The organism is Hymenobacter daeguensis (assembly GCF_054780555.1).
Map to the genome: position 1 here is coordinate 382,041 of NZ_BAAGWC010000001.1, position 12,761 is coordinate 394,801.

Consider the following 12,761-nt stretch of genomic DNA (forward strand, 5'->3'; position numbering starts at 1 on the left):
GTAATCGGCCGGGGCTTTCGCACAGGTAACATTCCACCAGCCGTTTACTCCCGGGTGACGCGTAATGTTTGGGTTTCGCCATCGAGCACCACACGCACCAGGTACACGCCGGCGGCCAGGCGGCCGGTTTCGGGCAGGGCCACGGCGCTGAGGCCGGCGGGCACGGCCAGCGTGCGCTGCACCAGCCGGCGGCCCGTGAGGTCGTACACCGCCACCGAGGCCGCGGGCTGCGGCCGGGAGGTTTGCAGCGCAAGCGCAAAGCCCGTGGCCCCAAATGGCACCGGCATGGCCTGCACGGCAAAGCTGCTGGCGGCCGCGCTGCGCACGGGCAGAATGGCGGCGGGCGTGCTCAGCGTCCAGGTGCCGGAGATGTTGGCAGGGCCTTCCACGTAGTTCAGGGTGGTGTTCTGGCCGCTGGCGGCAACCGGGGTCCAGGGGCCGGCGAGGCTGCCGGCGCGGTAGAGCTGCAACGAGGCTTCGGCCAGGCCGTTGAGCTCGGCGTCGCGGTAGCCCACGCGTACGGTCCCGCTCACCGCAATGGCCGGAATGAAGCCCACGTCATAATACCGCCGGATGCTGGTGCGGGCCGGAGCGCGGCCAATGGCCTGGTCGGTTCTGCGGCTCACCGTTACCTGAATGCCGTTGGAAGCCTGGCTGATGCTCAGGCCCACTCCGCCAAAATCCTGGGTACCGGCCGTCGAAACCAGGCCCGTCGCCCGCACCAGGCCCGATACGTAGGCATCGGCCGTTTCGCTGATGGTAGCCCCCTGCGCGAGGACAAGCGTAGCCGCCTGCGTTTTCAGCATGCCGCGCTGGGCCGTCAGGGCAGTGCCCACGGTCAGGCCCTGGGCCAGGCGGGCCGTATCGGCGGCGGCGGGCAGGTTCACCAGCAGGCGGGGCACGTTAATGGCTGTGGCCGTGGGCGCATTGAGCGTCACGGCCGGGCCGCGCAGGCTCAGCGTGCCGCTGGTGCCGGCAATGGTGGCCCCGGTTTCCAGCGTCAGGCTGCCATATACTTCCAACGTGCCGCCGTTGAGCGCCAGCGCGGTGCCGGCGCGCACGGTCAGGTTGCGCACCTGCACCAGCCCGGTGGTGAGCACGGGCTGGCCGGCGGCCGTGCCCAGCACCTCGGCATCGGTGGTGGGCGTGGGCAGGCAGGTCCAGTTGGCGGCCAGGGCAAGGTCGGTGTTCTGGCGCAGGCGCCACTGCGGGCCGGGGGCCACGCGCACGTCCACGGTGTCGCGGAAGGTGCAGCTGCCGGCCGTGGTGGTGCCAATGTAGCGGTAGCGGCCGGGCGCGGCGGGCACGGCGGCCAGCACGTTGCTGCCCGTGGCCGTGATGCCGTTGGGGCCGCTCCAGGTCACGTTGTTATCGCGCGTCACGATGCTCCAGGCCGTGACGGGACCCACGTCGGCAGGGCCGCCATCCACCACAAACAGGTTCCAGGTGCCGGCCTGCGGGGCGTTGCGCAGCTTGGCAAAGCCGGTGGGCTCGTCGGCCTTCCACACGCCGGTGAAAGGAGCCGTGCCGCTGTTCAGGGCGCGGGCCCCTACCGAATCCACAAACAGCGTGTTCTGGTAGTTCTGGCCGGCGCCACCGTTCTGGCGGCTCAGCAGGACGCGGGTGCCGTCGGGCGCTTCCACATACAGGGTCAGGTCGCCGGTGTAGGTGTGGGTGATGCTCACGCGGATGCCGCGCAGGTCGAAAAAGCTTTCGTTCGAGCCCGTCACCACCAGCGGAATCCGCACGCCGGTGGGATTATTGTCAGGAATCTGCACGCTGCCCGTGAACTGGTACGGGCCGTTCAGCTGATTCTCGAACGGACGGCTGCGCAGGCGGGCGGTGCCCCCGGCACAGGCCACCGAGTCGGCCCCGGCGGGGGCGGCAGCGGTGGGGCGGTAGGCCATCACGGTCACCGTCTGCTGGGCGGCGCAGTTCGACACCGGCGTGGCGGTGCGCACGGTGTAGCGCAGGCGGCCGGCCGTGGTGGGCGTGGTATTCACGCGCTTGCCGGTGCGGGCAAAGCTGGCCGGGCCGGTCCACTGGTAGGTCTGGCTGGCCACGCTGTCGTCGGCGGTCACGCGCAGGTTCACGGTGCCGAAAGCCTGGCCCCGGCCGGCGCACAGCTCCGTTTGCAGGGCAGCGGCGGCGAGCACGGGCTGGGCCACGGTCACGCTCAGGTCCTTGATGCTGGTGCAGCCGAAAAAGGGGTCCGAAGCCAGCACGGTGTACTTATAGGTGGCAATGCCGCCATTGGCCGGGCCGGCCGGGCTGGTGGTGGCCACCAGGCCGGCCGTTTCCACGCCCGGGCCTACCCAGCGCACCGAGGGCACGTCGGTGGCGACGCGGGCAAACAGCAGCTCCACCAAATCGACGGTGCCGGTGCTGCCGGCCTGCCCATCCTGCGCTTCCAGGCTCACGCCCAGCAGCGTTCCATTCACCAGCATCCCCGCAAACGAGTTAGCCGGCTGGTAGGTGCCCGTGAGGGCGGTGCCCGCCGTGGCCGGCAGGGCATTGGGGGTGGTGTCGGTGAAAGTCAGGTCGTAGGTAGCCGGGCCGCTGGCCGTGGGCAGGGCCGTGGCCAGGGTCTGGTACGCGGTGCCGCTGGCCGTGCGAATGGCCAGCCGCAGGGCCACCTGGCCGGGCTGGGCGTGGGTGAGGCGCACCCGCACGCCCGTCACGCCGGAGTAGTTGCGGTAGGTGTTTTCGAGGCCGTGCTGCAACGTGGTGCCATTGACCGCAGTAGTGCTGTACACGGGCACGGCGGTGTAGGCGGTAGCCCCGTCGGGCAGGGCCACCGAGGCGGTGCTCCGCAGGCGGCGCGTGGCCGGGAAGGTAGCCGTGGCCGTCAGGGTCAGGGCATCGCCGGCGCACAGGGCGGTTGAGGAGGCCGTGGCCGTGAGCACGGCCGCATCATCGGTGGGGCACTGGGCCTGGGTGGTGGCGGGCGCGGTGCTGTTGGTGCCCAGGCCCACGGCATACCAGGCATCGGTCACGGCCACTACTTCGGGCGAGTTGGCCCCGAACAGGTCGGTAGCAGCCTGAATGGTGAACACCCGCGCCGAGCGGTAGTCGGAGTTGGCGGTGAGGTACAGGCGCTCGGCCCGGTAGGCAATGCGGGCCGCCTTGGCAATGCCGATGCCGGTCACGCTATAAGCCTGCTGCTGCTCGTTCACGCCGGTTTTGCCCACGCTCAGAATGTAGTACCAGTGGTTGAGCACGCCCGAGTTGGTGTGTACGCCGCCGTTATCGGCCGTGCCGAAAGCCCAGCGCTGGCCCCGGTAGTTGGCCGGGCAGGGCGAGAGCACACCCGTGCTCAGCGGGTTGCTCATCGAGCGCAGCCCCCCCGAGTTGATGCAGATGTCCTCGCCCACTATCCAGGTTTGCTTGGTGGGGTCCACGTAGTTTTCAATGGTGGCCCCCCAGATGTCGGAAAAGCCTTCGTTCAGCGCCCCCGACTCGTTCAGGTACACCAGGCCGGCCGTGGCCTGGCACACACCGTGGCCGGTTTCATGGGCGCACACGTCCAGCGCCGTCAGCGGGCGGAACAGCGTGGCCCCGTCGCCGTAGCGCATGGCCGTGCCGTTCCAGTTGGCGTTGTCGTAGTTGGCGCTGTAGTGTACGTAGTTAATCAGCTTGCTGCCCAGGCCATCCCAGGAGTCGCGGCCGTGCACCGTCAGCCAGTAGTCGTACACCTGCGTCGAGCCAAAGTGTGCGTCGAGCGCGGCGTTGTCTTTGGCCGTGTTGTTGAATTCGGCCGCCGTCCAGTTGTTGTCGTTGTCGGTGAAGTCGGTGCCGGCGGTCAGGGTCGTGCCGTTGCGCAGGTTGTAGGTTTCGATGCCAGCGGCACGGGTGTAGTCGCGCAACCGGTAGCTGCCGCCAGACAGGTCCGTGGCTACCTGCCGCGTGCCCACGTAGCGCGTGGCAAACGTGCCCGTGGCCGGCGTGGCTACGCGGCTTACGCCGGCCGGTTTCATCGCCGGTCTGGCAAGCGTTTCCGCCGCACCCGCCGGCATCAGGCCCCTGGCGTGCTTAATGATGGCATCCTGCAGCACCACGGCCCCGGTATGCGCATCCACATACACCCAGGCGCGGCTCTCGGGCTGCTGGGCGTAGATGTTGAACTTCCAGGCCAGCACCAGCGGGCGCTGGGTGGCGGCCGGGTTGCGGTAGTCTTCCACTATCACCAGCTCGCCGCTGGGGCGGTAAGTGGCGGCGGGGTTGCTCTGCTCGCGCTTCAGGCCGGCCTCTTCGGCGGCATCGTCCCACATGTAGCGGCTGGCGCCCACGGCGGCAAGGCCGTAGCGCAGCGCGGCGGCGGCACTTAGCGAAGGCTTGGTGCTCAGGCTGGTGGGCACGGGCTTGAACTCGCCACTGAGCACCCCGGCGTCGCGGTGCACGGTGTACTGGCCGTGCTCCACCTTCACTCCATTGTAGTATTGCTGAAACCGCTCGTGCCGCTGGCCGAGGTCGTCGGTTTCGGTGCGCAGGGCGCGCAGGTCGTCGGCCGGGCGCAGGCCCAGCTCCTGGCGCAGCAGCTGGCGGCTGTCGAGGGGCAGCGCCCGCTGCGCGGCGGCCGTTTTGGTGGGCAGATGCCGCAGCTGGGGCGAACCATCGGCAGGCAGGCTTTGGGCCGCAGCGGCGCTCACCGCCAGCAGCGGCAGCACGCTCAGCAGCCCGGCGCGTAAGGGTTGAATCATGCGAAATGTAATGTGAGTGAAAAGCTGTGGCTAAAGATAACCAACTTTTAATGTCCGGGAAACGCTGCCGCAAGCAAACAAAACCCGCCGATGCAGCCCACGGCCACACCGCACCGGCATGTTGCCCGTTTTGTAGTGCCGCTCCCGGGCCGCGGCCCGGCGCGGCACCATTTTTGCCCGCGCTGCGGAAGGCAGCATTCAATTACTCAATTATAATTTTTCTTGAATGATAACAAATACGCCAGTCCCCCTCATCGAACTTTAACTGGCCTGCCTACATTTGCAATCGTAACCCTCTACTGCCGTGACCCGCTTTCTGGCTTTTTTCCTCACCCTCCTCATGCTGCTCCAGACCCTGGGGCAGGAAGTGTTGGTGGTGGACTACCAGCTGAACAAGGCGCGCATCACCGAGCGCTTCTGCGTGAACAAGGCCCGCCCCCAGCTGCACTGCAATGGCAAGTGCCACCTGGCCAGGCAGCTGCGCAAAGCCGAAGGCGGTGATAAAAAAGCCCCGGCCGAAGCCCAGGCCAAGGTCAAGTACGAGGTGCTGCCCACGCCGGCTTTTGTGCTGGCCACGCCCCAACGCTGGCGGCAGCCGGCGCGCGCCTTCCCGGCCCTGGCAGTGGCGCGGTGCGCCACCGGCACAGCCCTGGGGGTGTTTCGCCCCCCGCTCCTATCAGTTTAATGACTGGCTGACGGCGCTCGATGACGAAGCGCGCAGCCTTTTGCTGGCCCTGCTGCGCGCGCAACAGGCCGGAGCGGGCACTTGTGCCGCGCTCGCATCTTTCATTTTTCTGATATTTTCTTTTCCTCTTTCGATGAAACGCTTCGCTATTCCCTCTTTTGCCGCCATGCTGTCGCTGGCCGCGCTCACCCTCGCCGGCTGCAAAAAAGATGAGCCCGTGGCAAACACGGGCACGGTTACCCTGCACATGGACAATGGCGTGACCATGACCGGGACCAGCGGCCCGGCTTTCAACTCGCTGGCACTGGCCACCGGCTCTTACGTCAACGCCGCCGGCGACGACTTCAAGGTGACCACTTTCAAGTATTACATCTCCAATGTGAAGCTGCTGAAGGCCGACAACTCGGTTTACACGCTGCCCAAGGCCTACTACCTGGTGGACCATTCCAAGCCCGAAACGCAGGAGCTGGAGATGAGCGACATTCCGGTGGGCGACTACACCGCCATCAGCTTCATGGTGGGCGTCGACAGCGTCCGCTCCAAGGCGGGCAACTTCACGGAGGCAGCCCTGAACTCAAACAACGGCATGCTCTGGACGATGAACGGGGTGGATGAGTTTATCAACCTGAACCTGACCGGCTATTCGACCCGGTCCCCTTCGGGTGGCATCACCTTCCACATTGCCGGCTACAAGCATTCCACCACCAATACCATCCGGACGGTGACGGTGCCTTTCCCGGCCGCCAATTCGCCCATGCTGGTGCGGCCCGACCACTCGCCCGAAATTCACATGCAGGTAGACATCGCCAAGATGTTTACGGGCCCGAATCCGATACGCTTCTCCGGCGTTTACAACGTGATGGGCGGTGCCCCGGCCGTGCAGATTGCGGATAATATCCAGGCCGGCATGTTCACGGTAGCGCACGTTCACGCTAACTAGCCGCAGCGCCGGCGGCCGGGGCCGCGCTGCGCAAAGTGGCGGGTTTCAGGCCGCCGGCGGTCTGCATTTTTAGCATGAGAAAGCTAGTTGCATTGCTCTTCGGGGCTGTGCTCGGCGGGACTCCGTGCGCCAGCCGGGCGTGTGATATCTGCGGGTGCTTCATGGGCATCACGCCCTACGACAACCAGAGCGGCCTGAGCCTGATGCACCGCTACCGCATCTTCAACGGCTACCAGGCGCTGGGCCAATCGCCGCAGTTTTTCCCGAGCGGGGCCCGGCCGTTTTTTCCCGCGCCCCTCAACGGCGACAACGGCTATCAGCACGCCCACCACGGCGACCCGACCGACTTTGAAGCTTTCCGCGTGGTTGAGTTGCGGGGCAAGTATTTTCTCTCGCGCCGCGTGGAGCTGAATGCCTTCGTGCCCTACGTGATGAACACCTCGCAGATAAACGGCCGGCAGCTGAACGCGGCGGGCGTGGGCGACGTGACGGTTTTTGCCGGCTACCACCTCATTCGGGCCATCGAAACGATGGGCGTGCAGAGCCGGCTCATTGTGGGCGGCGGGGTGAAGCTGCCCACCGGCGAGTACGACCGCCAGAATGCGCAGGGCGTGCGCTACGCCCTGCTCAACCAGGTGGGCACCGGCACCACCGATGGCTTTGTGTACGCCAACTACATCGGCAGCTTCCACAGCTTCGGGCTGAGCGTGAACAGCAGCTACCGCCGCGCTTCGGAGAATACGTACCGCAACAGCCTGGCTCCCAGCACGGCCACCTACGCCAGCCTGTTCTACCGCGTGCCGCTGGGCGAAAGCTGGCAGGTGTACCCTTCGGCGCAGTTTTTCTACGAGAAAACCAAGGGCGAAATGCTTGAGGGCCGCCTCACCGGCGAGCACGCCATGAACAACGCCCTGCTGGGCCCCGGCCTGGATGTGTACTACAAAAACCTGTCGCTGAACACCAGTTTCCAGCTGCCCATCTACACCGCCGAAACCGACCACCCGGCCAGCGCCGGCCGCCTGGTGCTCTCCGTCGGCTACAGCTTCAAGCAGACCAGGTATTTGCTGCACGGCAAGAACTGAGGTCGGCCGCCGGGAAGGCGCGGAGCCGACCAGGCCTATTCAGCATTAATTAATTTCTGATTATAGCAGAATATTAATTAATATTTATAAATTTCCGACGTCATGCGTCAATTCATTGCCATTTTACTTCTCTGCTCGCTTTCGGTGCACTGCGCCGGGCGGCTGGGCGTGGTGGCAAAATGGTGGCTGAACCGCGACTACGCCGCCCGGGTGCTGTGCGAAAACAAAGCGCGCCCCCAGCTGCACTGCAACGGGAAGTGCCAGCTCAGCAAGCAGCTGCGCCTGCAGGCCAGCCGCGAAAGCCGGCAGCAGCCCGTTGATGCGCAGCATGGCTTTGAGGAGATAGTGCTTTTCTGCACGCCGCTGGGCGTGGCGCTGCCGCAGCCGCCGGCCCCGGTGGCTGCGGCCCCCCGCTACGCGCCCTACCGCGTGCACTCCTACGCCTGGCCGCAGCCCGGCCCCGACTACCCACCTGCCGAGAGCTGATTGTGACCTGATTTTTCAGTTTTGGCCCAGGCTCAGCCTGATTTCCGGCGCGTACACGCGCGTCGAAATCCCGGCTGAGTACGGGCCTCACCATCAGCTTTTTTCTCGTGAAACCCTCCTGTTACTTATTGCCGCTGGCCCTTCTGGGGGCACAGGCGGCCAGTGCGCAGCGCACCTTGTCGGGCCGCGTATTCGATGCCATTTCCAAGGAGCCGCTGGTGGCGGCTACCGTGCGCACCCCCGATGCCAAAATCGGTACCGTGACCGATGGCGCGGGCCATTTCTCACTGCCCACCGACGCGCCGACGCTGGTCGTATCGGCCGTTGGCTACCGGACGTTCACGGTGCCTGTGCCGGCCGGGGGCCAGGCCCTGCGCGTGGCCCTGGAGCCCGCCGTGGAAGACCTGCAAACCGTGGTGGTGACGGCCAGCCGCGAGGCCCAGCTGCGCACCGATGCGCCGGTGGCCATCTCCAAAATCTCGCCCACCACCATTCAGGACACCAAGCCTGCGCTGCTGGTGGAGCTGATAAACAAGGTGCCGGGCGTGGTGATGCTCAACTACGGCAACGAGCAGCACGCCATGGGCATTCGCCAGCCCATTGGCACCAGCGCCTATTTTCTGTACCTGGAAGACGGCATTCCGCTGCGGCCGATGGGCGTGTTCAACCACAATGCGCTGCTGGAAACCAACCCGCTGGCCATCAATTCCATTGAGGTGGTGAAGGGGCCGGCCTCGTCGCTCTACGGCCCGGAGGCCGTGGGCGGGGCCATCAACGTGCTCACCAAGCGGCCCACCAGCGTACCCACCCTCAGCGTGGGCGTGCAGGGCGACCAGTATGGCTACCGGCGCGTGCAGGCCGGCGGCGGCGGCATGCTCACGCCCAGGCTTGGGGCCTACGTGAGTGGCTACGTGGCCCGGCAGCGCAACGGCTGGGCCGCCAGCTCCGACTACGACAAGCAGTCGCTGAACGGCCGGCTGGAATACGCGCTGAGCGACAAAACCCGCCTCACGGCCTCGGCTTCGTATAACAACTACGACTCGCAGACCAGCAGCTCGGTGGATAGCGTGGCGTACTACAAGCGCGAATACAGCTCGACGTCGGACTTCACGTACCGCAAAACCTACGCGCTGCGGGCCTACCTCAAGGCCGAGCACCAGTGGAACGAGCAGAACGCGACCAGTCTGACCGGCTACTTCCGCGACAACAGCGTGGGCCAGAACCCGAGCTACGGCATCCGCTGGACGAGCGGGGCGCCCACGGCGCGGGGCGAGGTGAATGTGAACGCCTTCAAAAGCTACGGCGTGCTGGCCCAGCACAGCGTGAAGTTCAACTGGCTGGGGGCGCGGCTGCTGGGCGGGGCCAGCTTCGACTTCTCGCCCACCAGGTACAACTCGCACCAGCTTGACCTGACGGCCCAGCTGCGGGCCGATAAAAAATCGGTGGAGAAGTACACCCTCAAGGCCGACCGCACCGACTTGCCCATTGCCGACTACGACACCAACCTGCTGAACTCGGCCGTGTACGCGCAGCTCGACCTGCACCCGCTGGCCGCGCTGCCGGCGCTGCAGCTCACGCTGGGCGGGCGCTTCGACCGCCTTTCCTTCGCTTACAACAACTACCTGGACAAGTCGACCGGCTCGAAAGTGTACCAGCAGGCCACGCCCAAAGTGGGCCTGACCTACGACCTGGGCCACGGCCGCGGCCTCTACGCCAACTACTCGGAGGGTTTCTCGCCGCCCGGCCTCACGTCTATTTTCCGGGCCAGGCCGGTGCCGGCGGGCACGCCCGCCGGCACGCCGGCCGAGTTCTACTACAACCTGGCGCCGGCCCGGTTCTTCAACCGCGAGGTGGGCGGCTGGGCTTCCCTGCTCGACAACAAGGTGTACCTCGACGTGGCGTTTTACCAGCTCGATGGGCGCAATGAGCTGCTCAACATCCGGCAGCCCGACAACTCCACCGACTACCAGAGCGCCGGCAAAACCCTGCACCGGGGCGTCGAATACGGCCTCACCTACAAGCCCACCGCCGAGCTGTTTTTCCGCTTCGGCGGCACCAATGCCATTCACCGCTTCGAGGAATTTGTGCTCAGCACCAAGGCCACCGATGCCGTGAAAGACGTGAACGGCAAGGAGATGCCCCAGGCCCCGCGCTGGATTGCCAACACCGAGCTCACCTACAAGCCGCAGTGGCTGCCCGGCTTCCGCATTGCGGCCGAGTACCAGCGCATCAGCGCCTGGTATCAGGACCAGGTGAACCGCGTGCAGTACGAGGACCGGGGCCTGTTTGGCGCGCGCGGCGTGAGCGCCCTCAACCTGCGCACCGGCTACAGCTGGCACCAGACCCTGGAGCTGTTCGTGAACGTCATCAACCTGACCAACGAGCTGTACGCCAACGCCGCCACGCGCGGCAACGCCGTCACCGACCGCACCACTTACACGCCTGCCGCCCCGCGCACCGTGAACGTGGGCATCCAATACAACTTCGTAGGCAAACGGTAAGCCCCGCTCCCCTCCGGCCTTTCTTTCCAATGGAAATTCTTACTCCCCCCGTCACCGCCGCGCCCACTGCCCGCAGCAGCGCGGCGCGGCGCTTCGTGCAGCGCAACATGTACCGCTGGCACCGCATCATCGGCCTGCTGACCGTTGTGCCCGTTATCTGCTGGACGCTCAGCGGGCTCTCGCACCCGCTGATGAGCAACTGGCTGCGGCCCAAAATTGCCCGCGAAGCCCTGCCGCCCACGCCCGTGCCCCGCGCCGCGCGGCCCCTGACGCAGGTGCTGGCCCAAAATCAAATCACCGAGCTGCGCAACGTGCGGCTGGTGCGCTGGGCCGGCCGGCCCGCTTACCAGGTGCTTACGGGCGCGCCCACTTCCGAACCACGCTACTTCGATGCCACCTCCGGCGCGGCCCTGCCCGCCAGCGCCGACCAGCAATTTGCCGAGCAGCTGGCCCGCTATTTCACCCAGGATTCGGTGGCGCCCATCGCGGCAGCCGAGCGCATCACGCACTTCACGGAGGAATACCCCTTCGTGAACCGCCTGCTGCCGGTCTGGAAAATCACCCTCGGGCAGCCCAGCGGCCTCACGGTGTATGTGGAAACCATGCCCGCCCGGCTGGCCACCTTCAACAACCCCACCCGCCGGACGTTTCTGCGGGTGTTCAACTGGCTGCACACCTGGTCGTGGCTGGAGCTGATTGGCAACAACGTGCTGCGCGTGGGCGTGATGCTGGTGCTGCTGGGCATCATCATCGCCTCGGCGCTCAGCGGATTGCTGATTTACGGCCTGATGTGGGGCAAATTCCGCAAGCCGCGCAACGCGAACGATAAAGTGGGCTGGCTGCGCAAATACCACCGGGCCGTGGGCCTGGCCGTGGCGCTGGTCACGCTCAGCTTCGCGGGCAGCGGCGCGTTTCACGTCTACCTCAAGCTGCACCCCGATAACCGCCTGGCCTACTTCCACGCGCCCAGCATTCCGGCCAGCCGGCTGGCCGTCGACCTGACGCAGCTGCCCCTGGCCTGGGACAAGGTGCAGAACATTGCCCTGGCCGAGCTCAACGGCCAGGTGTATTACCAGGTATTCAGCCGGCCGCCGGCCGAAAAAGGCGCTTGGGGCAAGGGCCCGGCCAAGCCGACGCCGGGCGCCAGCACCGGCCAGCCCGTAGCGAAAGTGCGGGCCGCCGAAGTTGCGTACTACAGCGCCGCCACCGCCAGCCTGCTGCCCGAAGGCAGCACCGCATACGCCCATCGGCTGGCCGGCCGCTTTCTGGCCCAGGCCGGTGCCAGCGCCACGCCCGCCATCCTGAAAACCGAAGTGCTCGACCACTTTGGCGAAGAGTATAACTTCATCAACAAGCGCCTGCCGGTGGTGCGCGTGGCCTACGACACGCCCACCAAAACCACGCTGTACGTGGAGCCGGCCACCGGCCGCCTAGCGGCCCGCATCGACAATGCCGACCGCTACGAGGGCCTGTCCTTTGGCTTCCTGCACAAATTTCACCTCAGCGGCGGGCTGGGCAAAAACCTGCGCGATGCCATTACCATGTTTTCGGCGCTGGGTGTGCTGGCGGTGTCGCTGCTGGGGCTGTGGCTGTTTATCAGGGTGAAGTAGCCAGCTCCAACACGGCTCATCTGCTCCCCAAAAGCCCCGGCTGCGCACTGCAGCCGGGGCTTTTTGCCACCCGCTACCGAAGCTGCACGTCGTCCAGGGCCAGCTCCGGATTGGGCATGTAGCCGGCCGGAAAATCCTGCATTGCCGAATGCTCATAGTTGGTAGCCCAGGCGGTCTGCTCGGCCTCAGGCACTACTTGGTAGGTGAACCTGAACTTGACCCCCGGCCGGAAAACAGCGGTATCGGCCAGCGAAAACACTTTTACCTGGGTGTAGTCGCGGTCGCCCGGGCCCGGCACGCGCAGCGGCGAGGCCAGCTGCACAATCCAGCGCACGCGGGGGTTCTGGCCGTCGGCATCGTAGGTGAGGTCGTAGCGCACGACCTGGCCCCGGGCCAGAAAGTCGGGGCTGGTTTTGGGGCCAACGCTGGCGCGCTGGCAGCTGCCCAGCCCCAGGGCCAGCAGCAGTAGCGTAGAAAGTTTGTTCACGTAGCAGAAAGGAAGGAGGTGGATAGGCCGATGACCAGACGAAGGCACGGAAGGTTGCTCTCCTCAGGCAAAATTTGTGCCTTGCTCATTGGCAGCCCCTATACTGGTCGCGCAATGGCTTGGGAACATGGCGCAGGGGGCGGCCCCCGCCCGCCCTTTGGGCCCGCCCAACGATGCCGGGCAACGGCGAACGGGGGCCGCCCCCCGCCGCGCGAGGAGTAAAAAAAGCCCCGGCCGCTTGCGCAGCCGGGGCTTTTGAAGGGTGAGTGG

General features: G+C 66.1%; 8 protein-coding genes. 6 read left to right on the forward strand and 2 right to left on the reverse strand.

What is annotated here, in order from left to right; translation table 11 throughout:
• Positions 1–44: 44 nt before the first annotated feature.
• A complete protein-coding gene (locus tag ACYVHT_RS01715) occupies positions 45–4,700 on the reverse strand; it encodes a M4 family metallopeptidase (protein ID WP_460547303.1) in 4,656 nt (1,551 codons plus the stop codon).
• A gap of 304 nt (positions 4,701–5,004) precedes the next feature.
• On the opposite strand from ACYVHT_RS01715, the gene ACYVHT_RS01720 reads away from it, so the two are divergent.
• From ACYVHT_RS01720 to ACYVHT_RS01745, 6 genes are all read left to right on the forward strand, one after another.
• Positions 5,005–5,385 (forward strand): hypothetical protein, encoded by a 381-nt coding sequence (locus ACYVHT_RS01720; RefSeq protein ID WP_460547305.1) that lies wholly within the window; start codon positions 5,005–5,007, stop codon positions 5,383–5,385.
• A gap of 133 nt (positions 5,386–5,518) precedes the next feature.
• The gene (locus ACYVHT_RS01725; protein ID WP_460547307.1) at positions 5,519–6,325 is read left to right on the forward strand and encodes an MbnP family protein; all 807 of its coding nucleotides are present in this window, start codon (positions 5,519–5,521) and stop codon (positions 6,323–6,325) included.
• Positions 6,326–6,486: 161 nt separating this feature from the next.
• Positions 6,487–7,407 carry a hypothetical protein gene (locus ACYVHT_RS01730; RefSeq protein ID WP_460547309.1) on the forward strand — a complete coding sequence of 307 codons (921 nt, stop codon included), beginning with the start codon at positions 6,487–6,489 and terminating at the stop codon, positions 7,405–7,407.
• A gap of 102 nt (positions 7,408–7,509) precedes the next feature.
• A complete protein-coding gene (locus tag ACYVHT_RS01735; protein WP_460547311.1) occupies positions 7,510–7,893 on the forward strand; it encodes a hypothetical protein in 384 nt (127 codons plus the stop codon).
• 107 nt (positions 7,894–8,000) lie between these two features.
• Entirely contained in the window at positions 8,001–10,394 is a 2,394-nt protein-coding gene (locus ACYVHT_RS01740) for a TonB-dependent receptor domain-containing protein (RefSeq protein ID WP_460547313.1), read from the forward strand.
• Positions 10,395–10,423: 29 nt separating this feature from the next.
• Complete coding sequence (locus ACYVHT_RS01745) at positions 10,424–12,004, forward strand: PepSY domain-containing protein (RefSeq protein ID WP_460547316.1); 1,581 nt, start codon at positions 10,424–10,426, stop codon at positions 12,002–12,004.
• 73 nt (positions 12,005–12,077) lie between these two features.
• Here ACYVHT_RS01745 and ACYVHT_RS01750 read toward each other — a convergent pair whose 3' ends face one another.
• On the reverse strand, positions 12,078–12,491 hold the full coding sequence (locus ACYVHT_RS01750) for a hypothetical protein (RefSeq protein ID WP_460547318.1): 414 nt from the start codon (positions 12,489–12,491) through the stop codon (positions 12,078–12,080).
• Between the last annotated feature and the right edge of the window lie 270 nt (positions 12,492–12,761).